The sequence below is a fragment of the Blastococcus saxobsidens DD2 genome, assembly GCF_000284015.1.
GTDB lineage: Bacteria > Actinomycetota > Actinomycetes > Mycobacteriales > Geodermatophilaceae > Blastococcus > Blastococcus saxobsidens_A.
In genome coordinates, this window is sequence record NC_016943.1 from 3,845,678 (window position 1) to 3,872,527 (window position 26,850).

At 73.5% G+C, this 26,850-nt stretch carries 28 protein-coding genes; 19 read left to right on the forward strand and 9 right to left on the reverse strand.

The genetic code is table 11. The features are described 5' to 3' along the window. Positions 1-26 precede the first annotated feature (26 nt). Together BLASA_RS18165 and BLASA_RS18170 are read right to left on the reverse strand one after the other, a co-directional pair. Positions 27-1,091: an adenylate/guanylate cyclase domain-containing protein gene (locus BLASA_RS18165; protein WP_014377678.1), complete on the reverse strand. Its 1,065-nt coding sequence runs from the start codon at positions 1,089-1,091 to the stop codon at positions 27-29. 14 nt (positions 1,092-1,105) lie between these two features. After that, positions 1,106-1,576, reverse strand: coding sequence for a universal stress protein (locus tag BLASA_RS18170; protein WP_014377679.1), 471 nt, complete (start codon positions 1,574-1,576; stop codon positions 1,106-1,108). Positions 1,577-1,810: 234 nt separating this feature from the next. On the opposite strand from BLASA_RS18170, the gene BLASA_RS18175 reads away from it, so the two are divergent. The 6 genes from BLASA_RS18175 to BLASA_RS18200 all read left to right on the forward strand — a co-directional run bounded on the left by BLASA_RS18175 (position 1,811) and on the right by BLASA_RS18200 (position 9,376). After that, entirely contained in the window at positions 1,811-2,707 is an 897-nt protein-coding gene (locus tag BLASA_RS18175; protein WP_014377680.1) for an ATP-binding cassette domain-containing protein, read from the forward strand. Next, entirely contained in the window at positions 2,704-3,459 is a 756-nt protein-coding gene (locus BLASA_RS18180) for an ABC transporter permease (RefSeq protein WP_014377681.1), read from the forward strand. Before BLASA_RS18175 ends, BLASA_RS18180 begins: the two co-directional genes overlap by 4 nt. Positions 3,460-3,616: 157 nt before the next feature. Then, positions 3,617-4,426 (forward strand): ankyrin repeat domain-containing protein, encoded by an 810-nt coding sequence (locus BLASA_RS18185; RefSeq protein WP_014377682.1) that lies wholly within the window; start codon positions 3,617-3,619, stop codon positions 4,424-4,426. Positions 4,427-4,565: 139 nt separating this feature from the next. Beyond that, the gene (locus BLASA_RS18190) at positions 4,566-8,321 is read left to right on the forward strand and encodes a multifunctional oxoglutarate decarboxylase/oxoglutarate dehydrogenase thiamine pyrophosphate-binding subunit/dihydrolipoyllysine-residue succinyltransferase subunit (RefSeq protein ID WP_041775837.1); all 3,756 of its coding nucleotides are present in this window, start codon (positions 4,566-4,568) and stop codon (positions 8,319-8,321) included. Positions 8,322-8,389: 68 nt separating this feature from the next. Continuing rightward, complete coding sequence (locus tag BLASA_RS18195; protein WP_014377684.1) at positions 8,390-8,578, forward strand: DUF6104 family protein; 189 nt, start codon at positions 8,390-8,392, stop codon at positions 8,576-8,578. Between the two features lie 84 nt (positions 8,579-8,662). Continuing rightward, entirely contained in the window at positions 8,663-9,376 is a 714-nt protein-coding gene (locus BLASA_RS18200; RefSeq protein WP_014377685.1) for a metal-dependent hydrolase, read from the forward strand. A gap of 1 nt (position 9,377) precedes the next feature. On the opposite strand, the gene BLASA_RS18205 is transcribed toward BLASA_RS18200, so the two are convergent. Continuing rightward, positions 9,378-9,674 (reverse strand): hypothetical protein, encoded by a 297-nt coding sequence (locus BLASA_RS18205; RefSeq protein ID WP_014377686.1) that lies wholly within the window; start codon positions 9,672-9,674, stop codon positions 9,378-9,380. 76 nt (positions 9,675-9,750) lie between these two features. Here BLASA_RS18205 and BLASA_RS18210 point away from each other — a divergent pair, with 76 nt between their 5' ends. From BLASA_RS18210 to BLASA_RS18220, 3 genes are read left to right on the forward strand one after another with little or no spacing between them, the layout of a single operon-like run. Next, on the forward strand, positions 9,751-10,938 hold the full coding sequence (locus BLASA_RS18210) for an RtcB family protein (protein WP_014377687.1): 1,188 nt from the start codon (positions 9,751-9,753) through the stop codon (positions 10,936-10,938). 20 nt (positions 10,939-10,958) lie between these two features. Beyond that, the gene (locus tag BLASA_RS18215; protein ID WP_014377688.1) at positions 10,959-12,302 is read left to right on the forward strand and encodes an MFS transporter; all 1,344 of its coding nucleotides are present in this window, start codon (positions 10,959-10,961) and stop codon (positions 12,300-12,302) included. Then, positions 12,299-13,738 (forward strand): pyridoxal phosphate-dependent decarboxylase family protein, encoded by a 1,440-nt coding sequence (locus tag BLASA_RS18220; RefSeq protein ID WP_014377689.1) that lies wholly within the window; start codon positions 12,299-12,301, stop codon positions 13,736-13,738. The genes BLASA_RS18215 and BLASA_RS18220 overlap by 4 nt, the downstream gene beginning before the upstream one ends. On the opposite strand, the gene BLASA_RS18225 is transcribed toward BLASA_RS18220, so the two are convergent. Both BLASA_RS18225 and BLASA_RS18235 read right to left on the reverse strand, forming a co-directional pair. Next, positions 13,728-14,924 (reverse strand): NAD(P)-dependent malic enzyme, encoded by a 1,197-nt coding sequence (locus tag BLASA_RS18225; RefSeq protein WP_014377690.1) that lies wholly within the window; start codon positions 14,922-14,924, stop codon positions 13,728-13,730. The two genes, BLASA_RS18220 and BLASA_RS18225, sit on opposite strands and share 11 nt — an antisense overlap. 395 nt (positions 14,925-15,319) lie before the next feature. Then, positions 15,320-15,703, reverse strand: a complete 384-nt coding sequence (locus BLASA_RS18235; RefSeq protein ID WP_014377691.1) for a S26 family signal peptidase — start codon at positions 15,701-15,703, stop codon at positions 15,320-15,322. 51 nt (positions 15,704-15,754) lie between these two features. On the opposite strand from BLASA_RS18235, the gene sodN reads away from it, so the two are divergent. The 7 genes from sodN (at position 15,755) to BLASA_RS18270 (ending at position 20,905) form a co-directional block, all read left to right on the forward strand. Further along, the gene (sodN, locus tag BLASA_RS18240) at positions 15,755-16,159 is read left to right on the forward strand and encodes a superoxide dismutase, Ni (RefSeq protein ID WP_014377692.1); all 405 of its coding nucleotides are present in this window, start codon (positions 15,755-15,757) and stop codon (positions 16,157-16,159) included. Between the two features lie 110 nt (positions 16,160-16,269). Next, positions 16,270-17,517, forward strand: coding sequence for a PP2C family protein-serine/threonine phosphatase (locus tag BLASA_RS18245; protein ID WP_014377693.1), 1,248 nt, complete (start codon positions 16,270-16,272; stop codon positions 17,515-17,517). Positions 17,518-17,569: 52 nt separating this feature from the next. After that, a complete protein-coding gene (locus BLASA_RS18250) occupies positions 17,570-18,235 on the forward strand; it encodes a phosphatidylserine decarboxylase (RefSeq protein ID WP_014377694.1) in 666 nt (221 codons plus the stop codon). An 11-nt stretch (positions 18,236-18,246) separates the two neighbouring features. Next, the gene (pssA, locus tag BLASA_RS18255; RefSeq protein ID WP_014377695.1) at positions 18,247-19,074 is read left to right on the forward strand and encodes a CDP-diacylglycerol--serine O-phosphatidyltransferase; all 828 of its coding nucleotides are present in this window, start codon (positions 18,247-18,249) and stop codon (positions 19,072-19,074) included. Beyond that, on the forward strand, positions 19,071-19,550 hold the full coding sequence (locus BLASA_RS18260; protein ID WP_014377696.1) for a GNAT family N-acetyltransferase: 480 nt from the start codon (positions 19,071-19,073) through the stop codon (positions 19,548-19,550). Before pssA ends, BLASA_RS18260 begins: the two co-directional genes overlap by 4 nt. Before the next feature lie 78 nt (positions 19,551-19,628). Further along, positions 19,629-20,099 carry a quercetin 2,3-dioxygenase gene (locus BLASA_RS18265; protein ID WP_014377697.1) on the forward strand — a complete coding sequence of 157 codons (471 nt, stop codon included), beginning with the start codon at positions 19,629-19,631 and terminating at the stop codon, positions 20,097-20,099. Positions 20,100-20,122: 23 nt separating this feature from the next. Further along, complete coding sequence (locus tag BLASA_RS18270; RefSeq protein WP_014377698.1) at positions 20,123-20,905, forward strand: HAD-IIA family hydrolase; 783 nt, start codon at positions 20,123-20,125, stop codon at positions 20,903-20,905. 128 nt (positions 20,906-21,033) lie between these two features. Here the strand turns inward: BLASA_RS18270 and BLASA_RS18275 are convergent, their stop codons facing one another. Further along, entirely contained in the window at positions 21,034-21,516 is a 483-nt protein-coding gene (locus BLASA_RS18275) for a hypothetical protein (protein WP_014377700.1), read from the reverse strand. Positions 21,517-21,606: 90 nt separating this feature from the next. Here BLASA_RS18275 and BLASA_RS26355 point away from each other — a divergent pair, with 90 nt between their 5' ends. After that, positions 21,607-22,626, forward strand: coding sequence for a diacylglycerol/lipid kinase family protein (locus BLASA_RS26355; protein ID WP_014377701.1), 1,020 nt, complete (start codon positions 21,607-21,609; stop codon positions 22,624-22,626). A gap of 279 nt (positions 22,627-22,905) precedes the next feature. Continuing rightward, the gene (locus BLASA_RS18285; RefSeq protein WP_041775839.1) at positions 22,906-23,157 is read left to right on the forward strand and encodes a WhiB family transcriptional regulator; all 252 of its coding nucleotides are present in this window, start codon (positions 22,906-22,908) and stop codon (positions 23,155-23,157) included. A gap of 127 nt (positions 23,158-23,284) precedes the next feature. On the opposite strand, the gene BLASA_RS18290 is transcribed toward BLASA_RS18285, so the two are convergent. Continuing rightward, positions 23,285-24,766, reverse strand: a complete 1,482-nt coding sequence (locus tag BLASA_RS18290; RefSeq protein ID WP_014377703.1) for a sensor histidine kinase — start codon at positions 24,764-24,766, stop codon at positions 23,285-23,287. A gap of 67 nt (positions 24,767-24,833) precedes the next feature. Here BLASA_RS18290 and BLASA_RS18295 point away from each other — a divergent pair, with 67 nt between their 5' ends. Then, a complete protein-coding gene (locus BLASA_RS18295) occupies positions 24,834-25,352 on the forward strand; it encodes a GNAT family N-acetyltransferase (protein ID WP_014377704.1) in 519 nt (172 codons plus the stop codon). Positions 25,353-25,357: 5 nt separating this feature from the next. On the opposite strand, the gene BLASA_RS18300 is transcribed toward BLASA_RS18295, so the two are convergent. After that, positions 25,358-25,582: a biotin/lipoyl-binding carrier protein gene (locus BLASA_RS18300; RefSeq protein ID WP_014377705.1), complete on the reverse strand. Its 225-nt coding sequence runs from the start codon at positions 25,580-25,582 to the stop codon at positions 25,358-25,360. A 56-nt stretch (positions 25,583-25,638) separates the two neighbouring features. Continuing rightward, complete coding sequence (locus tag BLASA_RS18305; RefSeq protein WP_014377706.1) at positions 25,639-26,688, reverse strand: biotin carboxylase N-terminal domain-containing protein; 1,050 nt, start codon at positions 26,686-26,688, stop codon at positions 25,639-25,641. Positions 26,689-26,850 lie beyond the last annotated feature (162 nt).

Below are 26,850 nucleotides of genomic sequence, written 5' to 3' on the forward strand. Positions count from 1 at the left end.
ACGCGCCGACCCGACCCCCCGGCAGCTCAGGCGTCGGGGTCGTCACCGGCCTCGTCGAACGCGTTCTCGTCGTAGCCGCTGTCGCTGTCGTGCTCGCCGGCGGCACCCGCCGGGCGGCGGACCAGCCACGGCTGCAGGTGGTCGTAGCCGCGCACCGACACCCGGCGCAGCGGCCGTACCCGGTAGCCCGGGAGCCCGCGGAGCCGGTCGGCCAGGTCGCGGTCGACCAGGAGCGCCCCGGGGCGGGCCAGCGAGGTGAGCCGGCTGGCCAGGTTCACGACCGGCGAGTACACGTCACCGAGCCGGGTGAGCACGGCGCCGTAGGCCGCGCCCACCCGCAACGGCGGGCGGTCGGCGGCCGCCCAGATACCGGGCAGCTCGAGGCCGATGCCGGCGGCGTCGGTGGCCGTCCGGGCGGTGAACAGCACCCCGTCCCCCACCGTCTTCACCACCCGGCCGTGGTGCCGGGCGATGACCTCGGCCGCGATGCTCTCGAAGTCCTCCACCATCGCGCCGAGCTCCCGGCCACCCATGCCCCGGCTGCGGGAGGTGTAGCCGACGAGGTCGGCGAAGCCCACCGCGAGCTCCCGCCGGTCCCCCGGTCCGGTCGCCGCCAGCAACCTGTCGACGTTCGCCGCCAGGTGGCGCAACCAGACGTAGCTCTGAAGCTGGAGCATCTTCGGCAGCATCGCGCCGGCGACCGCCACGGCCTCCTCAGGAGAGGCCGGCCGCCGCTCGCCGTCCGGCCCGGTCCGGGTCAGGGCGTCGGCGAGCATGTCCGCCTGCCAGTCAGCCAGCCGCGACAGCGCCTGTCCCATGGCCCGCGCGATCGATGCTTCGGTGTCCTCGTCCACGAACCCCGACCTGATCAGGTCCGACAGGACGCCGAGGGCGTGGATGTCGGCATCGGTGAACGCGGGGTCGTCGTCGGCGGCGTCCGGGAAGCCCAGCGCCCGCCACAGCCGCTGAGTGCGCTCCGGCGGCATGCCCGCCCGCTGATGCACCTGCAGCCGGGTGTACCGGCGCGGACCGTCGAGCAGGAGCCGCTCCATGGCCTCGCGGGCGTCGGGTACCGGGGCGTCGGCGTCCATGCCCTCGCCGGACCTCAGTCGGTGGTGTGGACGACGAGCACGTCGCACTGCGACCGACGGGTCGCATCGGCGGGGACCGAACCCAGCAGCCGGCCCTTGATCCCGTTCAGCCCCCGGTTGCCGACGACCAGCAGGTCGGCGTTCTCCCGCCGGACCACGTCCAGCAGCGTCTCGACCGGGGAACCCATGACCGCGACCGTGCGCACCTTCCCCGCACCGGCGGCAGCTGCTCGCTCGGCCGCGGTGCGCACGGTGTCCTCCGCGGGGTGCGCCCCCACCACCTGGTAGGCCTCGTCCCCGAGGACGTCCTGGGCGCGGGCCAGCTCCCGCTCGTCCGCCTCCGTGGGGAGGTAGGCGCAGGCGACGACCAGGGTCGCCCCGCAGGCGCCGGCGAGGGCACCGGCGCGGGCGACCGCACGCAGGGACGATTCCGACCCGTCGGTTCCGACGACGACCGTGGAGTACGCGCTGGCGGGCTCGCTCACGGCGCGCACTCTATGGGATCGCCGCGGCTGGTGTGCCCGTGGTCACGCGAACGGATGCCGCCCGGCGCAGCCGGGAGCCCCCGCGCGGCGCGGGGCTCCCGCGGACGTCGCCGGGTGCGCTTGGATGGAACTCACCAGGACCGATGAGGGGAGCAGGCCATTTCCAGCGGCACGACGGCGAGGGTCGACCCCGTCCGGGTCGAGATCCGCGGTCTCACGAAGAGCTTCGGGAGCGTGCGGGCGGTCTCCGATCTCGGGTTCACCGTGGAGCCCGGCACCGTGACCGGCTTCCTGGGCCCCAACGGCGCAGGCAAGACGACCACCCTGCGGATGGTCCTGGGACTGCTGAACCCCGACGCCGGCACCGCGACGTTCGACGGCGTGCCCTACTCGTCGCTCTCCCAGCCGCTGCGCACCGTCGGGGCGGTGCTGGAGACCGCGTTCCACCCCGCCCGGTCGGGACGCAACCACCTGCGCGTCTACTGCCGCGCCGCCGGACTGCCGCTGCAGCGCGCGGACGAGGTGCTCGCGCAGGTCGGGCTCGCCGACGCCGGCCAGCGCCGGGCGGGTGGCTACTCCCTGGGCATGCGGCAGCGGCTCGGACTGGCCACTGCGCTCCTCGGCGACCCCGCGGTCCTGGTGCTCGACGAGCCGGCCAACGGCCTCGACCCCGAGGGCATCCAGTGGCTGCGCGGTTTCCTCCGCCACCTCGCGCACGAGCAGGGGCGGACGGTCCTCGTCTCCAGCCACCTGCTGTCGGAGGTGGAGCAGACCGTCGACCGGGTCGTCATCGTCGGGGCCGGGCAGCTCGTGCGCGAAGGCTCGATGGAGCAGCTGCGGTCCGGCGCCGACGGCGCGGGGACCGTGCTGGTGCGCAGCCCGGAGGCCGCCCGGCTGGCCGAGGCCCTCCGTACCGACGGCACCGGCGTCTCGCTGGACGGCGACGCCCTCACCGTCAGCGGTCGGACGACCGCCGAGATCGGGGCCTGCGCCTTCGCCGCCGGGGTCGAGCTGCACGAGCTGCGCTCGCAGACCAGCGGCCTCGAGGAGATCTACTTCCAGCTCACCGCCGGGCGCGGGCAGTTCGCCGCGCCCTCGGCCGGTCCGGTCGCCGAGGAGACCACCCGATGATGCGCCTCGTCCGTGCCGAGTGGACGAAGCTGTTCACCACCCGCGTCTGGATCGGGCTGCTGATCGGCGCGGTCGCCCTGGCGGTCCTGTCCACCGTCCTCCTCACCGCGTTCGCCGGGGACAGCCAGGGCGGCGTGGGCATCCCCCCGGTGGGCACCCCGACCTTCGAGCAGCTGGCCCTCGCGGGGCCGGCGAACTCCGTCGTCCTCATGCTCGTGCTGGGCGTCATCGGGATGACGCAGGAGTACCGCCACCGCACCGCCACCCCGACGTTTCTCACCACGCCGCACCGCGGCCAGGTCGTGATCGCCAAGCTGGTGGCCTACGCCCTGGTCGCCGTGCCGTTCGCGGTGGTCGTCACCGCCGTCAACTACGCCGTCCTGGCGGTGTTCGCGGGCAGCCGCGGAAACGTCCCCGCACTCACCGGCGACAACCTCCGCGTCGTGCTGACCTCGGCGCTGGCCCTGGTGATCTACACGGTCATCGGCGTCGGCCTGGGCGCGCTCATCCGCAACCAGATCGGGGCGATCGTCGGCGCCCTGGTCTACCTCTTCGTCATCGAGGCGCTGATCCGCCAGTTCGTCGGCACGGCGTACAAGTGGTTGCCCGGCGGTGGCCTCGAGGCGCTCACGGCGACCTTCCAGGGCCCGGACGTCCTGGAGGCGTGGCAGGGCGGCGTCCTGCTGCTCGGCTACGGTCTGGTGGCCGCCGTGCTGGGCACGTTCCTGGCCGTCCGGCGTGACATCGTCTGACGACAGCCCCGTGAGCATCGCAGCGAGGAACGAGCGAGGAGCGGACCGGGGCACGGAGTCGGACCCGAGGAATCGCCTGAGGCGCCGGCGGACAGCGCACGATCCCCGTCCGGGCGAGACCACGCGCCGGGCGCCCCGAACGGAGAACGGAGACCGCGTGACGACCCGCATGACCGTGCAGCGACTGGACCGGATGATCGCCGAGGAGCACGCCGACGACGTCCGCGCCGCCGTCGCCGAGGCCCCGCACCTGCTCACCGCCTCGGTGGAGCGGCAGGGCGAGGGCGGCTGGACGCCGCTGCACCTCGCCGTCGCCTGCGACCGCGCCGACGTGGTGCCGGTCCTGGTGGAGGCCGGAGCCGACCTGGCGGCGCGCACCGACGGTCACCGCACCCCGCTACACGTGGCGCTCGAGCACGCACCCGGTCTGGTGCCGATGCTGGTGGAGCTCGGTGCGGTCGTCGACGCGCCCAGCGCGGCCTACCTCGACGACGTCGACCGGCTCACCGCCGAGCTCGACGGCGGTGCCCCGCTCACCGACCCCACCACCGGGTTGGACCTGCTCGCGTGGGCCGCCTACGGTGGCGCGGCCCGTGCCGCGCGGCTCCTGATCGACCGGGGCGCCGACCCCGACGGCGGAGCGCTGCACGCCGCAGCCGAGGGTCGGCGCCTGGAGCTGGTCCGCCTGCTCCTGGACGCCGGGGCCGAGGTCGACCGCCGGGATCCCGACACCGGCCGCACCCCGTTGCACACGGCCGTGGCGGCCGGCGGCACCGGCGCCTCGCCGGAGATCGTCCGGCTGCTCCTGGACGCCGGCGCGGACGTCGACGCCACCACCCACGACGGCGCCAGCGCGCTCGACATCAGCCGGGTCGCCGCGGCACGCCACCGCCGCGCCGACGAGGGAGAGGCCAGTGGTGCCGACGCCCTGGCCGACCTCCTCGTCGCGCGCGGGGCGAGCCATTGACCTCGTTCCGGGCGGGGCACGCGGGAGCGGCTCCGCACCCGGTCAGCCCCCGCACACGGGCGTAGACTCGGCACCCGGTTCAGCGACGCCCCTCAGACGCAGCCCCGAGACGAAGAAGGCACTCGACCCCGTGTCAAGCGTGAGTTCATCCCGACCGTCGTCCGCCTCGTCCCCGGTCGCCGGTTTCGGCACCAACGAGTGGCTGGTCGAGGAGATGTACCAGCAGTTCCTCGCCGACCCGTCCAGCGTCGATCAGGCGTGGCACGAGTTCTTCGCCGACTACCGGCCGGGCAGTCCGGTCGGTGGCGGCGACCGAGGCGAGGCGCCGGCCGGTGACGGCGCGCCCGCGGCGGCCCCGAAGCAGGCGGCCCCGAAGCAGGCGGCCCCGGCCACTCCCGCGCCGGAGGCGCCCGCCGCCGCGAAGAAGCCCGACGTCCCGCGCCCGGCCGCCGGGTCCCAGCCGACGGGGAGCTCGCCCGTGCAGAAGTCCAGCCAGCCCGCCGCCAAGGCCGCGCCCAAGCTCCCGGTCGCGGACGGCAGCCAGTCGCCGCTGCGCGGCGCCGCCGCCGCGGTGGTCAAGAACATGAACGCGTCGCTGACCGTGCCGACGGCGACCAGCGTGCGCGCGGTGCCGGCCAAGCTCCTGGCCGACAACCGCATCGTCATCAACAACCACCTGGCCCGCGCGCGCGGCGGCAAGATCTCGTTCACCCACCTGATCGGTTACGCGCTGATCCGGGCGCTCGAGGCGTTCCCGAACATGAACAGCGCCTTCGCCGAGGTCGACGGCAAGCCGGTGCTCGTGCAGCCGGAGCACGTCAACTTCGGCCTGGCCATCGATCTGCCGAAGCCCGACGGCTCCCGCTCGCTGGTGGTGGCCTCCATCAAGGGCGCCGAGGAGATGGACTTCGCCGGCTTCTGGGCCGCCTACGAGGACATCATCCGCCGGGCCCGGAACAACAAGCTGACGATGGAGGACTTCTCCGGCACCACGATCAGCCTGACCAACCCGGGCACGATCGGCACCAACCACTCGGTGCCGCGGCTCACCGCCGGCCAGGGCGCGATCATCGGCGTGGGGGCCATGGAGTACCCGGCCGAGTTCCAGGGGATGAGCCCCGAGGTGCTCACCGAGATGGGCATCTCGAAGATCATCACGCTGACCTCGACCTACGACCACCGGATCATCCAGGGCGCGGAGTCCGGCGACTTCCTGCGGAAGCTGCACGCGCTGCTGCTGGGTGAGGACGGCTTCTACGACGAGGTCTTCCGCTCCCTGCGAATCCCCTACGAGCCGGTGCGCTGGATGCCGGACGTGCGGGTCACGCGCGAGGGGCAGATCGACAAGGAAGCCCGCGTCATCGAGGTCATCGAGGCCTACCGGCGCAACGGCCACCTGATGGCCGACACCGACCCGCTCGAGTTCAAGGTCCGCACCCACCCCGACCTCGACATCCTCGAGCACGGCCTGACCCTGTGGGACCTGGACCGCCGGTTCCCCGTGGGCGGCTTCGCCGGTGAGCGACTCATGCCGCTGCGCGACATCCTCGGCGTGCTGCGCAACTCCTACTGCCGCACGGTCGGCGTGGAGTACATGCACATCACCGACCCCGAGGAGCGCGAGTGGCTCCAGCAGCGCATCGAGGTCAAGCACGAGCAGCCCGACCGGGAGAAGCAGAAGCACATCCTGGGCCGGCTCAACGCCGCCGAGGCGTTCGAGACGTTCCTGCAGACGAAGTACGTCGGGCAGAAGCGGTTCTCCCTCGAGGGCGGCGAGTCGGTCATCCCGATCCTCGACGAGGTGCTCATCGCCGGCACCGACCACGGCCTCGACGAGGTCGCGATCGGCATGGCGCACCGCGGCCGGCTCAACGTGCTCGCGAACGTGCTGGGCAAGAGCTACGCGAAGATCTTCGGCGAGTTCGAGGGCAACATCGATCCGGGCACGGTCCAGGGCTCCGGTGACGTGAAGTACCACCTCGGCGCCACCGGCAGGTTCCGCAACCCGTTCCAGCCCGACGCCGAGATCGCCGTCTCGCTGGCCAGCAACCCGAGCCACCTGGAGACGGTGAATCCCGTCCTCGAGGGCATCGTGCGGGCCAAGCAGGACATGATCGACAAGGGCGAGGAGGGCTTCACCGTCCTCCCGGTCCTGCTGCACGGTGACTCCGCGTTCGCCGGGCAGGGCGTGGTCCAGGAGACGCTGAACCTCTCCCAGCTGCGCGGTTACCGCACCGGCGGCACGGTCCACGTGGTCATCAACAACCAGGTCGGGTTCACCACCAGCCCCGGCTCCGCGCGCTCGACGCTCTACTCCACCGACGTCGCGCGGATGGTCAACGCGCCGATCTTCCACGTCAACGGCGACGACCCCGAGGCGTGCGTCCGGGTGGCGCGGCTGGCGATCGAGTACCGGCAGAAGTTCAAGAAGGACGTCGTCATCGACCTCGTCTGCTACCGCCGCCGGGGGCACAACGAGGGCGACGACCCCTCGATGACCCAGCCGCAGATGTACGACATCATCGACCGCAAGCGCTCGGTCCGGAAGCTCTACACCGAGGCGCTGGTCGGCCGCGGCGACATCACCCTCGAGGAGGCCGAGGAGGCACTCAAGGACTACCGCGGTCAGCTCGAGCGGGCGTTCGCCGAGACCCACGACGCGCAGGACTCCTCGAAGCCCGAGCCGGTCATGGACCCGCGCACCCCGGAGCAGTCGCAGGTGAAGACCGCGATCACCCCCGAGGTGCTCAAAGCCATCGGCGACGCGCACGTCTCCTTCCCGCCGGACTTCACCCCGCACCCGAAGCTGCAGAAGATGCTCGAGCGTCGCGCGGCGATGGCCAGCGAGGGCGGCATCGACTGGGCGATGGGCGAGCTGCTGGCCTTCGGATCGCTGCTCATGGACGGCGTCCCCGTGCGCCTGGCGGGCCAGGACTCGCGCCGCGGCACGTTCGTGCAGCGCCACTCGGTGCTCATCGACCGGGAGAACGGCGATGAGTACACCCCGCTGGCCAACCTCACCGAGGAGCAGGCGAAGTTCTTCGTCTACGACTCGTTGCTGTCCGAGTACGCCGCAGTCGGCTTCGAGTACGGCTACTCGGTGGCCAACCCCCAGGCGCTGGTGCTCTGGGAGGCGCAGTTCGGCGACTTCGTCGACGGGGCGCAGATGGTCATCGACGAGTTCATCAGCTCCGGCGAGGCCAAGTGGGGCCAGCGCTCCGGCGTCGTCATGCTCCTGCCGCACGGCATGGAGGGGCAGGGCCCCGACCACTCCAGCGGCCGGATCGAGCGGTTCCTGCAGCTGTCGGCCGAGAACAACATGACGGTCGCCAACTGCACGACGCCCGGCAACTACTTCCACCTGCTCCGCCGCCAGGCGCTGTCGGACGTGCACCGGCCGCTGGTCATCTTCACGCCGAAGTCGCTGCTGCGGGCCAAGGCCGCGGTCAGCCCCGTCAGCGACTTCACCGAGGAGAACTTCCGCCCGGTGCTGCCCGACACCGGCGTCGGCGGCGAGCCCCTCGAGGCATCCGCGGTCACGCGGGTGCTGCTGTGCAGCGGCAAGGTCGCCTACGACCTGATGGCGCAGCGGGAGGCCGACGGCCGCGCCGACACCGCCGTGGTGCGGGTCGAGCAGCTGTACCCGCTGCCGGCCGAGCAGATTCGTGCGGAGCTCGAGCGCTACCCGAACGCCTCCGACGTCGTCTGGGTGCAGGAGGAGCCGGCCAACATGGGGGCCTGGCAGTTCATGGCGGTCAACCTGCCCGAGGAGCTGCCGGCCGACCGGAAGCTGCGGCGGGTCAGCCGCCGGGCGTCGGCCAGCCCGGCCGTGGGCTCGGCGAAGGTGCACGAGGTCGAGCAGCGCACGCTGGTCGCCGAGGCCTTCGCCGACTGACGCAGCAGGAAGCCCTACGACACCCGGTCCCCGATCCGCTGGGGACCGGGCGTCGTAGGTTCTGCGGCATGTACTTCACCGACAGGGGCCTCGAGGAGCTGGCCGAGCGGCGGGGCGGGGAGCAGGTCACCCTCGCCTGGCTGGCCGACCAGATGCAGGCGTTCGTCGACCAGCACCCTGACTTCGAGGTGCCGGTCGAGCGGCTGGCCACCTGGCTGGCCCGCGGCGGCACGGACGACGACGAGCTGGACGACTGACTCGGCCTGCCCCCGCGTCGGCTCCGGGCGATGGGTACCGCGAGCCTCCGTCCGGACATGCCCGGAGCGAGGCACTCTCCGTACGTGCTCGGTCACTCGCATGCGCTCTCGGGTCTCGCCGCCGGCGCCGCGACCCTGCCCTGGGCCCCGGTGCAGGGTGCGGTCGCCCAGGGCGCTTGGATCGCCGCCGTCGGGGGGTTCGCGATGCTGCCGGACCTCGACCACCGCAACTCCACGGTGTCGGACATGTGGGGCCCGGTGACCGACGTACCGGCGGGGGCGATCGGGGCGCTGTCCGGCGGGCACCGCTGGGGCACCCACGACGCGATCCTCGCCCCGCTGGCCTTCGGCGCCCTCGCGGTGCTCGCCGCCGGCGCGTTCTGGTCCACCTACCTGCTGATGGCGCTGGCCATCGGGCTGGCGCTGCGGGCGCTGCACTTCGTCATCCCCGGGCGGACCGAGACGACGATCCTCGGCAACCTGGTCCTGTCCTGGGGCGGCGCGTGGCTGCTGCTGGACCACATGAGCAGCCCGGCGTGGCTGCCGTGGGCGGTGGCCGCCGGCGTCCTGACGCACGTCCTCGGCGACGCGATCACCACCGCCGGCGTACCGGTGCCGGTGCTGTGGCTGATCAAGCGGAAGCGGCTGGCCCTCTCCCCCATCCGCACCGGTGCCGGGGTGGAGAAGATGGCGCTGGTGCCGCTGTTCGTGGTCGCCACCCTCGTGTTCGCCTACAGCAACACCGGCCTGCACCTGGCCGTCGACCCGCTGGTGGACCGCCTGCTCAGCGCCGGCTGACTCACGGCCGGGGATTGGTCCGCGTCCAGCCGCGCTCGTCCCGCCGGGCGCCCCGGGCGGCACGGCAGCGGCGGCACACGACCTGCACGCCTTCCGCGTGCCGGCCCGACTCCGGCTGGACGTCGGGCCAGCCGACGTGCGGGAAGCGGGTGAGGCGCGAGCGGCTCAGCGACAGCCCGCAGACCGTCTCGTTGCGCCCGCGCTCCCACGCATGCACCTCCCCGGCGGGGTACCGGATCCCGTCATCGGGATCGACCCACTGGTCCGTGGCTGCCACGGCCGCGCTGCCCGCTCCCATGCGCCGCTCCGTACCCGAGACCCTGGCCTGCGACAAACCGTTCGCCGCGATCGGCCGCGGCACGCAGACTCGGGGCGTGGAAAGACTGTCCGACAAACTCCTGAACTGGGCCAGCATCCTCGACGACGAGACGCTGAAGCAGGCCGAGCGCACCGCCTCCCTCGACATCGTCGACCCGCACGTCGCGCTCATGCCCGACGCACACCTGGGCAAGGGCGCGACCGTCGGCTCGGTGCTACCGACGCGGGCGGCGATCATCCCGGCGGCGGTCGGCGTCGACATCGGCTGCGGCATGATCGCCGTCCGCACCCCGTGGTCGGCGGACGAGGTGCGGGCCCGCGGCCCGCTCGCGCCGCTGCGCGGCGACATCGAGCGCGCCGTCCCGCTGTCGGCGGGGCGCTACAACAAGAAGCTGACCGAGACCGCCCGCCGCCGGGTCGTCGAGCTCGAGGCCACGGCCGAGGGGCTCGGCGACCGCGTCCTGCACTCGGTGACGACGACGGCGCCGAACTGGGCGATGCAGCTGGGCAGCCTAGGCTCGGGCAACCACTTCATCGAACTGACCGCCGACGAACAGGACCGCGTCTGGCTCTTCCTGCACTCCGGCAGCCGCGGGGTGGGCAACAAGATCGCCCAGAAGCACGTCGCTATCGCCCAGGAGCAGGCCCGCCGGGACGGGCTCGACCTGCCCGACCGCGACCTCGCCTGGCTCGACGAGGGCACCCCGGAGTTCGACCGATACATCGCCGAGCTGCGGTGGGCGCAGCACTTCGCGCTGCTCAACCGCGAGGAGATGATGGACCGGGTCGCCGACTGCCTAGCCCGGCACATGCGGGCCGACGGCACGCCGGAGCTCGAGCGGATCAACGCCCACCACAACTTCACCCAGCACGAGCGGCACTTCGGCCAGGACCTCTGGGTGTCCCGCAAGGGCGCCATCCAGGCGCAGAAGGGGCAGGCGGGCCTCATCCCCGGCTCGATGGGGACGGCGAGCTACGTGGTCAGCGGGCTCGGCAACCCGGAGTCGCTGGAGTCCTCGCCGCACGGCGCCGGGCGGGTGTTCTCGCGGACCCGGGCGAGGAAGACGTTCACCCGCGCCCAGCTGGAGGAGTCGATGCGCGGCATCGAGTGGCGGCACAGCGACGCCTTCCTCGACGAGATCCCCGCGGCGTACAAGGACGTGGACCAGGTCATGGCCGACGCCGCGGATCTGGTGGAGGTCCGGCACACGCTGCGCCAGCTGGTCAACGTGAAGGGCGACTGACCCGCTACGGTCTCGATCTTGTGACCGCCGTCCCCTCGATCCCTCGCCTGTCCCGGGGCACGCAGCTGGGCTACGCGCTGGGATCGGTCGGGACGGCGGCGTTCGGGACCGTGCCGGGGCTGCTGCTCCTGTACTACCTGACCGACGTGCTCGGCGTCGCCGCGGGGATCGCCGGGCTGGTGGTCTTCGCGCCGAAGGCCTGGGACGTGCTGCTCAACCCGTGGATCGGCAGCCGCTCGGACCGCACGGAGAGCCGCTGGGGGCCCCGCCGCCCGTGGATGCTGGCCGGCGGGGTCACCCTCCCCCTGCTGTTCGTGCTGGTCTTCGCCGGGCCGGGTGCTCCCCCGGCCCTGGCGGCGGGCTGGGTGGCGGTCACCTTCCTGCTGGCGGCGACCGCCTACGGCTGCTTCCAGGTGCCCTACGTCGCCCAGCCGGCCGAGATCACCGACGATCCGGGTGAGCGGGCGACGCTGATGTCCTGGCGGGTCGCGGCCCTGGCGCTCGGCATCCTGCTGGCCGGGGCGGGGGCACCGGCCGTCGTCGACGCATTCGGCGGCGGGCGGGGCGGCTACCTGGCCATGGCGGTCTTCGTCGCCCTGCTGCTCGCGCTCGGCATGCTCGGCGCGGTGGCCGGGACGCGGCGGGCGCCGACGCTCACCCGGGTGCGCAGCGAGGCCCGGCTGCTGCCCACCCTCCGGCTGGCGTGGCGGTCCCGGCCGTTCCGGGTGCTCCTGGCCGGCTTCGTCCTCCAGGCGCTGGGCATCGGCGTGATGCTGGCCGGGGTGCCCTACTACTCGGAGCAGGTGCTCGGGGACCCGGCCGCCGGCACGGTGCTGTTCGTCGCGCTCGTGGCGCCGGCGATCCTGGTCATGCCGCTGTGGCTGCGGGTCAGCCGCCGTCTCGGCAAGCGCAAGGGGCTACTGCTCTCCGCGGCCGTGTTCGTCTTCGGGGCCGGGAGCGTGGTGGTCTGGGACGACTTCGGTCCGGCCGGGGCGTATGCAGCCGTCGTCCTGGTCGGCATCGGCTACGCCGGCATGCAGATGTTCCCGCTGGCGATGCTCCCCGACGTCATCGCCGCCGACGAGGCGACGTCGGGGCAGCGCCGGGCGGGCGTCTTCACCGGCGTCTGGACCGCGGCGGAGACCCTCGGCCTGGCGATCGGCCCCGGCCTGCTCGGCGGCCTGCTGGCGCTGGCCGGATACGTCTCCTCCACGGGCGACGAGGTGGTCACCCAGGGCACGGCGGCCGCCGTGACGGTCGAGCTCGGTCTCAGCGTCGTCCCGGCCCTGCTCGTCCTGCTCAGCCTGCCCGTCCTCGCCCGCTACCGGCTCGATCCCGTCCCCACCCAGGAGGTCCCCGCGTGAACCCGCAGGACGTGCTCGCCGAGCTCACCGCGCTGCAGTCCGGCGACGTGCCCACCCACGGCGGCGCGACGATGGCCTACGTCTACGACTCCGGGCGTCCGGACGTCGACGAGCTGGCCGCCGCCGCCCAGGTGGCGTTCCAGTGGACCAACGCGCTGGATCCGACCGCCTTCCCGAGCGTTGCCCGCATCGAGAACGACCTCGTCGGCGCGGCACTGGCGCTGCTGGGCGGCGGACCGGACGCCGTCGGCACGCTGACCAGCGGTGGCACGGAGAGCTGCCAGCTGGCCGTCCTCGCCGCCCGCGAGCAGTGGCGGGCCCGGGGCGGGACCGGACGCCCCCGGCTGCTGCTCCCGGTCACCGCGCACGCGGCCTTCCGCAAGGCCGCGCACCTGTTCGGGATCGAGGTCGTCGACATACCGGTCGACCGCGACACCTGCCGGGCCGACCCGTCGGCGGTGGTGCGGCAGCTGGACGAGCGGACGGTGCTGGTGGTCGTCAGCGCCCCGTCCTACCCGCACGGCGTGCTCGACCCGGTGGGCCAGATCGCCGGGCTGGCGGCCGCCGCCGGAGTGCCCTGCCACGTCGATGCCTGCATCGGCGGCTGGATCCTGCCCTTCCTCGACGACGTCCCCGAGCCGTTCGACCTGTCGGTGACCGGCGTGACGTCGCTGTCGGTGGACCTGCACAAGTACGGCTACGCACCCAAGGGCGTCTCGGTGCTGCTCACCGCGACGCCGGAGCTGCGGCACGCGCACTGGTTCAGCACCGCGGGCTGGCCCGGCTACCCGGTGGTGAACCCGACCCTGGCCGGCACCCGGCCCGCCGGGGCCATGGCGGCGGCGTGGGCAGTGCACCGGTGGCTGGGCACCGGCGGCTACCGGGAGCTGGCCCGGAGCGCCCGGCAGGCCACGGTGCAGCTCGCCGACGGGGTCGCCGGCATCCGCGGCCTGCGGGTGGTCGGCCGGCCGGTGGCCACGCTGGTGGCGCTGGCCGAGGACGGGCCGGACGGCGTCGACGTGCTCAACCTCGCCGACGAGATGACCGCCCGCGGGTGGCTGCTCCAGCCACAGCCCCCGTTCGCCCAGCCCGCGGGCGAGCTGCCGGCGACCCTGCACCTCACGGTCACCGCCGCGACCGCCGGTCGGGTGGACGCGCTCCTGACCGACCTCGCCGACGCCGCGCGATCGGCGGCCGCGCTCCCCCGTCCCGTCCCCGATCGCGACCTGGTCGCCGCCGCCGCGACGATCGACCCGGCGGCGCTGACCGTGGCCGAGGTGGAGGCGCTGCTGGAGCTCGCCGGGGTCGCCGGCGGCGCGCTGCCCGAGCGCATGGCCCCGGTGCACGCACTGGTCGCCGCGCTGCCCCGGCCGGTCGCCGAGCGGCTGCTGGCCGGGGTGCTCGGCCGGGTCTACCGGCCCAGCGTCAGCGGGTGATGCCCTGCTCGCGGGCGCAGGCGGCGACGGCGGTGGCGACGGCGGTGGCGACCCGGCGGTCCAGCGGACTGGGCACGATGTAGTCCGGCCGCAGGTCCTCCCCCACCACGTCGGCGATCGCGGTGGCGGCCGCGAGCTTCATCTCCTCGGTGATGCCGGTCGCGCCGGCGTCGATGGCACCCCGGAAGACGCCGGGGAACGCCAGCACGTTGTTGATCTGGTTCGGCAGGTCGCTGCGACCGGTGGCGACGACGGCGGCGTACTTCGCCGCCATCTCCGGATCGACCTCGGGGATGGGGTTGGCCAGCGAGAAGACGATGCAGTTCTCGGCCATCGAGGCGATCGCCGCTTCCGGCACCGTGCCACCGGAGACGCCGACGTAGACGTCGGCGCCCTCGAGCGCCCCGACCATGGACCCGGCGAAGCCGGCCTCGTTGGTGTGATCCACCAGCCACTGCTTGGTGCCGGTCAGCGCCTCGCGCCCCGGGTGCAGGATCCCCTGCGAATCGGCGACGGCGATGTCGCCGACCCCCGCCTCCAGCAGGATCTTGGTGCAGGCCACACCGGCGGCACCGGCACCGGCGACGACCACCCGCAGGTCGGAGAGCTCCCGGCCGACGACCTTGGCCGCGTTGCGCAGCGCGGCGAGCACGACGATCGCCGTCCCGTGCTGGTCGTCGTGCATGACCGGGATGTCCAGCCGGTCGCGCAGCCGGGCCTCGATCTCGAAGCAGCGGGGGGCGCTGATGTCCTCGAGGTTGATGCCGCCGAAGGAAGGGGCGATCGCGGCGACGGTCTCGACGATCGCGTCGACGTCGGTGGTCGACAGCACGATGGGGACCGAGGACAGCCCGGCGAACTCGCTGAACAGGCAGGCCTTGCCCTCCATCACCGGCAGCGCCGCTGCGGGGCCGATGTTCCCGAGCCCCAGCACCGCGGTGCCGTCGGAGACGACGGCGACCACGCGCGGCGCCCAGGTGAACCGACGGGCGAGCTCCGGCTCGGCGGCGATGGCGCTGGACACCCGGGCGACACCGGGGGTGTAGGTGAGCGCGAGATCGGCGATCGAGGCGATCGAGCGGATGGCGGCTACGGAGAGCTTGCCGCCCTCGTGCACCGCGAACGCCGGGTCGTCGGCGAAGCGGTCGCTGCTGACGTGCTGCTCGGGCCCGGCATTTCCGCTCATGGGCACAGCAGCGTAACGGTGATCGGGCGGGCTCCGGTCGCGACGGTGGCGACGTGGAGATGCGCGCACTCGCCGTTCCCGACGGCTACGTGCTGGACCTGGTACGGCACGGTGATACGCGTGGACGTTTCACGCAGCGGTACAACGCCGACGTGCTGTCCCAGCTCCTGGGACACCCGCCTGCCCCTCGCCCAGGACGACACAGCGTCTCCGAGGCGTCCTGCGCGGGGCGCACGTCGTGCTGCCGTGGCCGCCGACGTGGAGCGGGAGCTGTCGGCCAGGACCGTGCCCCCCCCCCCCCCCCCCCCCCCCCACCCGCTCGACGAGGCCCGGCGGCAGGGCCTGCTGCCCACCCTGGCGGAGTGCACCGCGCGGTACGCGGCGCTACGCCATGCCTAGGGCCGCCCGGGCAGCCGGCCCGGCCGCGGCCACAGCCGCCCCACGACCCGGCCGACGACCACGGCCGGGCCGAACGAGCGGCTGTCGTCGGTGGCGAACGGGTTGTCGCCCTCGACCCAGTGCCCGCCGGCGACGGCCCGGCGCACCCGTTTGACCACCAGGAGCTCCGGCCGCGCCGGAAACCCGGCCAGGACGACGTCGCCCGGCCGCACCCGCCCCGCCGGCCGGCTCCCCGGCCGCACCCGGCGGGCGAGCAGCCGATCACCGGAGCGCACGGTCGGGGACATCGACGGCCCGCTCACCCGCACCAGGGCCCACGCACTCGGCAGCGGCTGCACCGGGCCGTTCGCGTGCTCTCTCGCACTGTCGCCGTCGATCACCGCGAGTAGGGTCGCAGACGACACAACCCCACGACCTTCGGAGGCATCTTCATGCGTCTCACCCGCATGTTCTCCGCCGTGGAGGCCACCGCGCACTGCGACCTCCCCTGCGGCGTGTACGACCCGGCCCAGGCCCGCATCGAGGCGGAATCCGTCAAGGGCATCCAGGAGAAGTACCAGGCCAACGATGACCCGGTCTTCCGCACCCGCGCCATCATGATCAAGGAGCAGCGGGCGGAGCTGGTCAAGCACCACCTGTGGGTGCTGTGGACCGACTACTTCAAGCCGCCGCACTTCGAGAAGTACCCGCAGCTGCACGAGCTGTTCAACAAGGCCACCAAGCAGGCCGGCGCGGCCGGCGGCAAGGGCAGCATGGACCCCGCCGAGGGCCAGAAGCTGCTCGACTACATCGCCGAGATCGACAAGATCTTCTGGGAGACGAAGGCCGCCGCCTGACGTTCCCCGCGCCATCCGCTGCTGCCGGACCACCACACGGTGGTCCGGCAGCAGCGTCGCGTGCGCCGTACCGGCCGCAGCGCTGCCGTACGTGCGCCTAGGGTCGGCCCATGCGCGGTTCGGAGGACTTCGTGATCGACGTCGGAGATCTCCTCCAGAAGGTGGAGGCAGCTGCGCCCATCGAGGCGGTGGAAGCCGTCGCCGACGCTCTCGGCGCGATGGTCGAGGCCCGCGGCGTCACCCTGCTGATCGCTGACTTCAGCGGCCGGGCCGTCGTCCGGCTGACCTCCGGCGCGCTGGTCGAGTGCGCGCGCGGGCACGGCATCGAGCAGGCCGAGACGCTGCCGCTGGCCGGCACCGTCTACGAGCGGGTCCTGCGGACGCAGGAGGCCGACGTCCGGGAGGACGGCGGCGGGGCTGTCATGGTCGTGCCGGTCACCGACCGCGGCGACGCGATCGGCGTCATCGAACTCGAGCTGGCCCGGTATCCCTCCGCCAAGGAGGTGGCCGACGTCCGTAGCGCGGCACATGCGCTCGCCTACGTCGTCATCGCCGCCCGCCGGCACACCGACGTGTTCGAGTGGGGCCAGCGCTCGACGCCCTTCGCGCTGGCCGCGGAGATCCAGCGCCGGCTGTTGCCCGCGTCCTACACGTGCGAGGCCGGCCAGTTCACCCTCGCCGGCTGGCTGGAGCCGGCCAGCTCGGTCGGCGGGGACACCTTCGACTACACGCAGGACCGCGACTGCCTCCAGCTTTCGATCACCGACGCCGTCGGCCACCAGGTGGCGGCGGCCCTGGTGGCCACGCTGCTGGTGGGCGCCCTGCGGAACGGGCGACGCCGGGGCATGGATCTGGCCGACCAGGCCCGGTACGCCAACGACTCCCTCGTACAGCACGCGGGCCCCGGGCAGTTCGTCACCGGGCAGCTCGTCCGGGTGGATCTGCACGCCGGTACCGGGGTGATCGTCAACGCCGGGCACGTCCTCCCGCTGCGGCTGCGCGACGGCAGGGTCGAGGAGATCGAGCTGCGGATCGACCCGCCGTTCGGTGTCGTGGCCGGCAAGTCCTTCGACGTGCAGTCCTTCCCGCTCCAGCCCGGTGACCGGATCGTCTTCCTGACCGACGGCATGCAGGAGCGGAACGCAGTCGACCTCGACGTCGCGCAGGCTCTCGCCGACACGGCCGACCAGCATCCGCGGGAGGTCGTCCACGCCCTCGGCAGGGCCGTCCTCAAGGAGACCGGCGGCGATCTCCGCGACGACGCCACCATGATCTGCCTCGACTGGTACGGCGGGCCGCCCCGAGCGCGCACCACCGAGGAGGGGGCCGACCCGGAGATCGCCTCGGGACCTGCCTGAACCGGCCGGCGTCCGAACCGACCCGGGGTGTGGCCGGTACGGTCTGAGGACGATGCGCATCGACCCCGCCGGGTGGCCCTTCATCACCGGACCGCTGGCCCCTGCCGCCCTGCTCGCTGCAGGAGGCCGTGCCACGGGCCGTCGTTGGCCTCGCCTGGCCGCCTGGCCCCTGCTCGGCATGTCCGCCTACATGGCGCTCTTCTTCCGCGACCCCGACCGCCGGTGCGACACCACCCCGGCCGGTCCCGACGACGTCCTGTCCCCCGCCGACGGTGTGGTCATGGTCGCCGGCGAGCCGCAGGCGGGCGTCGCACCCGAGGGCGACTGGCAGCAGGTCAGCGTCTTCCTGTCGGTGGTCGACGTGCACGTCAACCGCTCCCCCTACCGGGGCGAGGTCGTGGAGAGCTCCTACCGCAAGGGGAGCTTCCTCGCCGCGTACCGCAAGGAGTCGGCGCACCGGAACGAGCGCAGCGAGCTGTGGCTGCGTGACGGCGAGCGCACGGTCGTCTTCCGGCAGATCGTGGGTGTGCTGGCGCGGCGGATCGTCACCCGCACCGGTCCCGGCCAGTCGCTGGAGACCGGTGAGCGGATGGGGCTGATGAAGTTCGGCTCCCGCATGGACGTGTTCGTGCCGCCCGAGTGCACGATCACCGTGACGAAGGGGCAGCGCGTGCGGGGCGGCGAGACCGTCATCGCCCGCTGGCCCTCGACCAACTGAGGGAGCGTCGCGTGCCCAGCTCCGCATCCGGCGAACGCCCGCCGCAGACGCGCCGGACGGCCACCGTCGAATTCGTCCGCGGCTCGGTGCGGGGCAGCCGGCGCCGAGCGCTGGCGACGCTTCCCAGCCTGTTCACCCTCGCGAACATGCTCTGCGGCTTCGCCGCCATCCTGGTCTCGATCCGTGGCCAGTACACCCTCGCCGCGGTGCTGATCGGGCTCTCGGTGCTCTTCGACATCACCGACGGCGCCGTCGCCCGCCTGGTCGGGGCCGTGACGCCCTTCGGCCTGCAGTTCGACTCGCTGGCCGATCTGGTGTCCTTCGGGTTGGCGCCGGCGTTGCTGGCCTTCACCCTCTTCTCCGAGGGCCGCGACGAGTGGGACCCGCTCGGCTGGGTCGTCTGCTTCCTGTGGGTGGCCTGCGCGGCGATCCGGCTGGCCCGGTTCAACACCACGATCGACCCGACGGCGGACAAGCGGTACTTCATCGGCATGCCCAGCCCCGGCGCCGCCGGCATCGTGCTGGCGTCGGTGTTCGCCTTCGGGGACTCCATGCAGGGCCGCGACCGGCTCTGGGTGCTGCTGGTCGTGGCGCTGCCGGCGGTGCTGATGGTCACCAACATCCGGTTCCGGTCGTTCCGGTCGCTGGTCAGCCCCAAGAGCGGGCGCCCCTACGGCCTGATCGCCGCTGCTGTGCTGCTGGTCGTCGGCCTTGCCCTCTGGCCCGTGGTCACCTTCTGCCTGCTGGCCTACGGCTACCTGTTCGCGCCGGTCCTCGTGCCGGTCGTCGCTCCGCTGGCCGGGCTGCTGCCGGCGAGGCTGAAGGAGGTCCTCTCATGAGCGTGCGCCCCGTCCGCGCCGACGACGTACCCGCCGTCGTCGGCCTGGTCCGCGAACTGGCCGAGTACGAGAAGGCGCTGCACGAGGTGCGCCTCACCGAGGAGCAACTCGCCGCATGCCTGTTCGGCGACTCCCCGGCGCTGTTCGGCCACGTGGCCGAGCACGAGGGCACCGTGGTCGGCATCGCCCTGTGGTTCCTGAACTTCTCCACCTGGCGCGGCACCCACGGGGTGTACCTCGAGGACCTGTACGTCCAGCCGCAGCACCGCGGCAGCGGCCTGGGCCGGGAGCTGCTCCGCACCCTCGCCCAGGTCTGCGTCGACGGGGGATACTCCCGGCTCGAGTGGTCGGTGCTCGACTGGAACGCCCCGTCCATCGAGTTCTACCGGGCCGCCGGCGCCGTCCCCATGGACGAGTGGACGGTCTTCCGCCTCACCGACGGCGCCCTGGGCTCCTTCGCCGCCGACCGCCGCTGAGACACGCACCGAGGCCTGGACCGGCGCGCCCGAGAGCGGCACGATGCCGCCACCCGGTAGTCCCCCGAGGAGCGCGCCATGCCTCGACCGTTCGCCGTGCACCGTGACGACGCCCCCGCGTACTGGTCCCTGGGCGAGCTGCTGACCGTCCTGGCCACCGGCGAGCAGACCGGCGGCGCCTTCAGCCTGCTCGAGGAGCGGTTGCCCCGGGGGGCCGAGCCGCCGCCGCACGTCCACCACCGGGAGGACGAGTCGTTCCTGGTCCTGGCCGGCGAGCTCACCGTCCAGGCCGGCGACGACCTCTTCCGCGCCCGCGCCGGCTCGTTGGTGTTCTGCCCCCGGGACGTCCCGCACCTGTTGACCGTGGAGTCCGAGGAGGTGCGGATGCTCACGCTCTGCACGCCCGGCGGCGTGGAGCGGTTGTTCGTGGAGCTGGGCGAGCCGGCCACCGCCCCCACCCTGCCGCCGCACGACCGTGCACCCGACCCCGAGCGGGTCGTCACGCTGGCCGCCCACTACGGAGCCGAGGTGCTGACCACCTGGCCGTGACCGGAAGCGCTAGCGTTCGCCGCGTGACCACCGAGCGCGGGCCCATCGAGTGCTGGCTGACCGACATGGACGGCGTCCTCGTCCACGAGGGCAACGCCCTGCCGGGAGCCAGGGAGTTCCTCGACCGGCTCGTCGAACGTCGTCGCCGGTTCCTGGTGCTCACGAACAACTCGATCTTCACGCCGCGCGACCTCGCCGCCCGCCTGGCCCGCGGCGGGCTGCAGGTGCCCGAGGAGGCGATCTTCACCTCCGCCCTCGCCACGGCGGACTTCCTCACCTCCCAACTGCCCGGCGGCTCGGCGTACGTCATCGGTGAGGCCGGGCTGACCACCGCGCTCTACGAGGCCGGCTACACGCTCACCGACACCGATCCGGACTACGTCGTCCTCGGCGAGACGCGCACGTACTCCTTCGAGGCGATCACCCGCGCCGTCCGCCTGGTCGCCAAGGGCGCCCGCTTCATCGCGACCAACCCGGACGTGACCGGCCCCTCCCCCGAGGGCCCGCTGCCGGCCACCGGCTCGGTGGCCGCGATGATCACCGCGGCCACCGGCGCGAAGCCCTACTTCGTGGGCAAGCCCAACCCGATGATGTTCCGCAGCGCGATGAACCGGATCGAGGCCCACTCGGAATCCACGATGATGGTCGGCGACCGCATGGACACCGATGTCGTGGCCGGGATCGAGGCCGGGCTGGAGACGGTCCTGGTGCTCACCGGCTCCACCGCGGCCAGCGAGGTCAGCCGCTTCCCGTTCCGCCCCAGCCGGGTGTGCGACTCGATCGCCGACGTGATCGACCTGATCTGACCCAGGCATAGGAACCTGTGCCTATGGTCTTGGGGCGCCTTCCGTATGCATAGCTTCCTATGCCTGGGCGGTGGCGCGCTCCCGTGCCTGGGCGGTGGCGCGCTCCCGTGCCTGGGCCGGGCCGTGGTTCAGCGGTCGAGATAGACCAGCCGGGACTCCGGGGTCGCCAGCAGGTAGAGCACCGTGGCCACGAGCGCGAGGACCGGCAGGCCGACCAGCGGCAGCTGGGCGGAGAACGCGAACGTGAAGCCGGTCAGGCCGAGGAAGAGCTGGAGCGCGATCACCGGCCCCCGGGCCCAGCCGGCCACCCGCCACAGACCGCGGGCCCCGGCACCCAGGACGCCCGCGACCACGGCGGCGAGCACCACCTCGGCCAGCGCCCGGGGCACGCTCTCCGGGCTCCCGGTCAGCGTCAGGAACAGCAGGACCAGGGCGCCGAGCGCGAAGGCCAGCGCCTCGAGGGCGACCGCCAGCGCCGCCCGGCGCAGGGACGCCGGCGCCTCGGTCGCGGGCCGCGTGGGGCGCGGCGCCGGCTGTGCCGCCGCGGCGCCGAACAACCGGTCGGCCAGGCGACGGGGCGGCGGGGACGGCGCGCTGCGGTCCTCGGTCACGACGGCGAGACTACGCGGCACATCCGGCCCCCGGCCCGGCTTCCCCGCTTCCTCCCACGGCCGTCCGGCGCCGCTGGATAGCCTGGCGGCATGCGCGCGCTCGTGGTGGTCAACCCTGCGGCGACCACCACGACCGCCAACATGCGAAACGTGCTGGTCGGCGCTCTCGCCAGCGAGCTCAAGGTCGACGTCGCCGAGACCGGCCACCGCGGGCACGCCCGCGAACTCGCCGCCCAGGCCGCGGCGGAGGGGATCGACGTCGTGGTCTCCCTGGGCGGCGACGGGACGGTCAACGAAGTGGTCAACGGCCTGTTGAGCGACGGTCCCGGGCCGGCGGTGCCCACCCTGGCCGTCGTCCCCGGCGGATCGACGAACGTCTTCTCCCGCGCCCTGGGCCGCTCTCGGGACCCGGTGGAGGCCACCGCCGAGATCCTGGCCGCGCTCCGGGCGGGCCGGACCCGCATGGTGTCGCTGGGCACGGCGCGCGCCACGGGCACCAGCACGGCGGCGGTCAGCGGTGTCGCGCCGGCCGTGGCCGAGGCCGTGGCCCGGGCCGACGCCGACGAGTCGGGGTGGACCGCGCCACGCTGGTTCGTCTTCGCCGCCGGATTCGGCTTCGACGCCGACGTCATCGCCCGGGTGGAGGCCCGCCGGGCCCAGGGACGGCGGTCCACCGGGGCGCTGTACGTACGCGAGGCCACCAGCGCCTTCCTGTTCGGCCGGGAGCGGCGCCGTCCGGCCATGAGCCTGCGAGTGCCCGGCGAACCCGACCTGGACGGGCTGTTCCTCTGCCTGATCTCCAACGTGAGTCCCTGGACGTATCTGGGCGCGCGCCCGGTGAACCCGACGCCCGAGGCGTCCTTCGAGACCGGGCTCGACGTGTTCGCCCTCGGCCGCACGAGCACCGCCCGGATGCTGCGGGCGCTGCGGCAGACGATGGCGAAGGAGCCCGACCTCCGGGGCCGGGGGCTGCACCGACGGCACGACCTCCGGCAGCTCACGCTGACGGCTGAGCGCCCGCAGGGCTGGCAGGTCGACGGCGACCACCTCGGGACCGCCACCGGGCTGCGCATCGAGAACGTGCCGGATGCGCTCCGGGTAGTGGCCTGATCCGATTTCTTGCGCGCCGGCGCGGCGAGATTCGTCCCGCCGAGTGGCGGGCCTATCACGGCCATGGTGAGGTTGCTCACGCGGGGGTCCGCCCTCAGCCCGTTTCCCTTGACAGGCGTCCGTGCCGTGAAAACATCGCTGCTGGAACGCAACCTGTCGGTAACACAGCGGAAAGTCGCTGCCGCCATGGCGCTGGGTACACCGGTGTCGGCCCGGCGAAGGCGGACCGAGCAGGCGACTGACGCAAAATCCGTAGACGACATCGAGGAGTACAACGCCATGGACTGGCGCCACCGCGCGCTCTGCCGGGACGAGGATCCGGAGCTGTTCTTCCCGATCGGGACGACCGGCCCGGCCCTGGTCCAGATCGAGCAGGCGAAGGCCGTGTGCCAGCGCTGTCCGGCCGTGCAGCCGTGCCTGGACTGGGCCCTGCGCTCGGGTCAGGACTCCGGTGTCTGGGGTGGGCTCTCCGAGGACGAGCGACGCGCGCTGAAGCGCCGTCAGGCTCGGACCCGGGTGCACACCGCCTGATCCGGAGAACACGACCGGCTGCGGGGGACGCCCCCGCGGCCACTGCACCACCGCGATCGCACTGACCGCCACGAGGCCGGTCCGGGTTGTCCCCGGACCGGCCTCGGCGTTCTCGGAGCCGGCCGGGTCAGCGACGCGGTCGCTTCCCGCCGGGCAGCGTGAGCACCACCTCGGTGCCGGTCCGCCCCTCCGGAGGACCCATGCTCAGGCTGCCGCCGAGCTCGCTGGTCACCAGGGTCCGCACGATCTGCAGCCCCAGGCCGTCGCTGTCGATCGGGTCGAACCCCGGCGGCAGGCCCTGCCCGTCGTCGCGGACCCGGACGACCAGGTCGTCGCCGTCGCGCTCGGCGACCAGTTCGATCGTCCCGGGCTCGGCACCGACGAACGCGTGCTCGGCGGCGTTGTGGAGCAGCTCGGTCACCGCCAGGACCAGCGGCGTCGCCGCCGCAGCGGGCAGCTCCCCGAACGAGCCGGTGCGGCGGGTGCCGGCCGCCGGGCCCACGGAGGTGAGGTCGCCCAGCATCGGCAGCACCTGGTCGAGCACGTCGTCGACGTCGACGACGTCCTCGCGGCTGCCGGCCAGCGTCTCGTGCACCACGGCGATCGACGCCACTCGGCGCACCGACTCCTCCAGCGCCGCCCGGGCGGCCGGCTCGGTCATGCGCCGGGCCTGCAGCCGGAGCAGCGCGGCCACCGTCTGCAGGTTGTTCTTCACCCGGTGGTGGATCTCCCGGATGGTCGCGTCCTTGGTGAGCAGCGCCCGGTCTCGGCGCCGCACGTCGGTGACGTCCCGGACCAGCACGAGGGCACCCGGATCGGCGCCGGGGGCCTGCAGGGGCAGCGCGCGCAGCAGCAGCGTGGCGCTCGCGGCCTCGACGTCCATGGGGTCGGGGTACCGCCCGGCCACCGCCGCCGTGACACGGGCGGCCGCCGCCTCCCCGGCGACCCGGTCGGTCACGACGCGGGACGTCACCTCGGCCAGGTCGGCCCCGGCGAGATCGCCGGCCACCCCGATCCGCCGGTAGGCCGAGAGCGCGTTCGGGCTGGCATAGCTGACCCGCCCGGCGCCGTCGAGGCGCACCAGCCCGTCGCCGACCCGGGGGCCCATCTCCGCGTCCTGGAGCTTCTCCGGCGGAAAGGTGCCGGCGGACACCATGAGGCAGAGGTCGGCGGCGATGTCCAGATAGGTGAACTCGAGCGTCGACGGCGACCGGGTGACCGCCAGGTTGGTGTCCTTGGCCAGGACGGCGACACCGACGCCTGCGTGACGGACCGGGATGACCTCCCGTCGTCGCGGCCTGCTGCCGGCCCGGTCCGGCTCGCCGTCGGTGACCGGGCACCCGTCCCGGTGCGCCGCGGCGAACGCCTCGGCAGCCGCCGCGTCGAGTTCGGCGCCGACCATGTCCTCCGGCAGGCTGGTCGGGGCGGTGAGCGGGCGGACCTGCGCCACGCACCACCACGCCCCGGTCGGCAACGGCACCCACAGCGTGAGGTCGGCGAAGGCGAGATCGGCCAGCAACTGCCAGTCGGCGACCAGCCGACGGGCGTGATCGACCTGCGCGGGGCTCGACGCCGTTCCGCGGGTGAGGCGCTCGGAGAGGCTGCTCATGGTCCCCCGAGCCTATGGCCGGCGTCCCGAGGCGCACCCCGAGCGAGCGAGGGGTGAGGAGGACGGGGTGTTTCTCTACGCTTCGGACGTGCCGCCGCCCAGCCAGCTCGCCGTGGTCGCCGCCGGGCCCGAGGACTTCCCCGCGATCGCCGAGCTGACGGTGCGGGTCTACCTCGGCGGCGATCTGGCCTCCCCCGACTACACCCACCAGCTCGCCGACGTCGCCGGCCGCGCGGTCCGGTCGGAGCTCCTCGTGGTGCACGACCCCGGCGGGCGGCTGGTGGGGAGCGTCGCGCTGGTGCTCGACGGCGACTTCGGCGAGATCACCGAGACCGACGACGAGGCGGCGTTCCGGATGCTGGCGGTGGACCCGGCGGCCCGGGGTCGCGGTGTCGGCGAACTGCTGGTGACCACCTGCCTCGAGCGGGCGCGGGCGGCCGGCAGGCGCCGCATGGTGCTGTCGACCGACCCGCGGATGGTCGCCGCGCACCGACTGTACCGGCGGCTGGGCTTCGTCCGGATGCCGGAACGGGACTGGTCGCCGGTACCCGGCATCGACCTGCTCGTCTACGGCCGGGAACTCTAGAGCGCTCAGCCGTCGGAGACGGTGGCGATCAGGTCGCCCTCCTGGAGGACCTCGCCCTCCACCACGTGCAGCTCCCGCACGGTGCCGGCACGCTCGGTGAGCACCGGGATCTCCATCTTCATCGACTCGAGGATCACCAGCGTGTCACCGGCCGCCACGGGCGTCCCCGGCGCGACGAGCACCTTCCAGACGCTGGAGACCATCTCCGCGTGGATCTCCTCGACCGCCACCGGTTCCTCCCGCGCTCGCCGTTCGTGAGCCCACATCCAAGCACGGCGGACGCTGGTCAGGCTCCCGGCACGGTCGCTGCCGAGGCGAGCCGGCCGAGCACCGCGCACACCTCCGGTCCGTCGTGCGGCACACCGGTCTCGGGCAGCCCCGAGAGCGTCCCGCTCGCGACCCGTGCCGCCGTCGGGATGTCGTCGGCGCCCACGCTCACCGTGGCCAGCAGCGCGTCGTACCAGCCGTCCAGCCGGTCGCCCGGGTCGTAGCCGCTGCGCGCCACCAGGTCGACGTCGGCCGCGGCCGCCGGCGGGCGGCCGGAGCCCGGGAGGCGACCGCTGATCCTGCCCGCGGTCCCGGGGGGCAGGGTCGACCGCAGCTGGACGGCGATCGCGGCCCGCGGCGGGGTGTCCCCCGCGGAGCCCGGGCCGGCCGCCCGCGGGTCCCCCGCGCTGCGGAGGGCGAGCTCCACGGCATCCACCCCGTACGCCCGCTCCAGCACGGCCATGTCCAGGGAGAATCCGGCGGCGACCTCGGCGAGCGCGCCGTCCGGGGCGATGCCCACGGTGACCAGCCCCCGCCAGCCCACCTCCGCCAGCCGGGAGGCCGCTGCCGGCAGCTCCTCCGGGACGCCGGGCGTCCAGGAGACCCGGGCGATCCCGGCGGCACGGTCGCGGGCCACCGGGGTCGTGAAGCGCAACCCGTCGGCGGTCACCCAGGCCAGGAAGCCGCGCTCGCTGGCCGGCTCCACGCCGTCCCCACCGAGCCGCTCCAGCACCTCCGGGTCGGGGCCCGCCCAGCGGAGCCCGGCAGCGATGACCGCGCCGGCCAGCCGCGCGTTCCCGGCCAGCGCCGGGGGCACCGGCAGCACGGTGTCGGCCCCGCTGCGGCGAGCGGCCTCGACGATGCGGTCGACGGCCAGGTAGGACTCCGCGGCGGGCGCCGGGCCGAGCAGGACGGCGTCGTCGGCCAGCCGGACGTGCCGGGCGGCACGTTCGACCTCGCTGTGCACCGCCACGGCCTTGACGTCCAGTCGATGGCAGGCGGCGACCACGGCGCAGGCCGCCGGTCCCCGCCCGGCGACCAGGACGGTCTCGATCCCCAGCTGCGGCACTGCTGTTCCTCCTGCATCGCCCTGCCCGGCACACGGCCGGGTCCCCCCGTGAGAGGCTTGTCGGGTCAGCTTGGCGGGTTCGTCGGCGTCGTGCACCCTACGTGCACCACGCTCCGGCCCCGCGAGATCCACGGGCCCAGCGGCCCACCGGCAGTGCGAGAG

Bases quoted from the DNA above. Each gene is read 5' to 3' on its own strand.
- BLASA_RS18165 (WP_014377678.1), bottom strand. From the start codon at position 1,091: ATGGACGCCGACGCCCCGGTACCCGACGCCCGCGAGGCCATGGAGCGG.
- BLASA_RS18180 (WP_014377681.1), top strand. From the start codon at position 2,704: ATGATGCGCCTCGTCCGTGCCGAGTGGACGAAGCTGTTCACCACCCGC.
- BLASA_RS18195 (WP_014377684.1), top strand. From the start codon at position 8,390: ATGTACTTCACCGACAGGGGCCTCGAGGAGCTGGCCGAGCGGCGGGGC.
- BLASA_RS18205 (WP_014377686.1), bottom strand. From the start codon at position 9,674: ATGGGAGCGGGCAGCGCGGCCGTGGCAGCCACGGACCAGTGGGTCGAT.
- BLASA_RS18225 (WP_014377690.1), bottom strand. From the start codon at position 14,924: ATGAGCGGAAATGCCGGGCCCGAGCAGCACGTCAGCAGCGACCGCTTC.
- sodN (WP_014377692.1), top strand. From the start codon at position 15,755: ATGCGTCTCACCCGCATGTTCTCCGCCGTGGAGGCCACCGCGCACTGC.
- BLASA_RS18245 (WP_014377693.1), top strand. From the start codon at position 16,270: ATGCGCGGTTCGGAGGACTTCGTGATCGACGTCGGAGATCTCCTCCAG.
- BLASA_RS18250 (WP_014377694.1), top strand. From the start codon at position 17,570: ATGCGCATCGACCCCGCCGGGTGGCCCTTCATCACCGGACCGCTGGCC.
- BLASA_RS18260 (WP_014377696.1), top strand. From the start codon at position 19,071: ATGAGCGTGCGCCCCGTCCGCGCCGACGACGTACCCGCCGTCGTCGGC.
- BLASA_RS18265 (WP_014377697.1), top strand. From the start codon at position 19,629: ATGCCTCGACCGTTCGCCGTGCACCGTGACGACGCCCCCGCGTACTGG.
- BLASA_RS26355 (WP_014377701.1), top strand. From the start codon at position 21,607: ATGCGCGCGCTCGTGGTGGTCAACCCTGCGGCGACCACCACGACCGCC.
- BLASA_RS18285 (WP_041775839.1), top strand. From the start codon at position 22,906: ATGGACTGGCGCCACCGCGCGCTCTGCCGGGACGAGGATCCGGAGCTG.
- BLASA_RS18290 (WP_014377703.1), bottom strand. From the start codon at position 24,766: ATGAGCAGCCTCTCCGAGCGCCTCACCCGCGGAACGGCGTCGAGCCCC.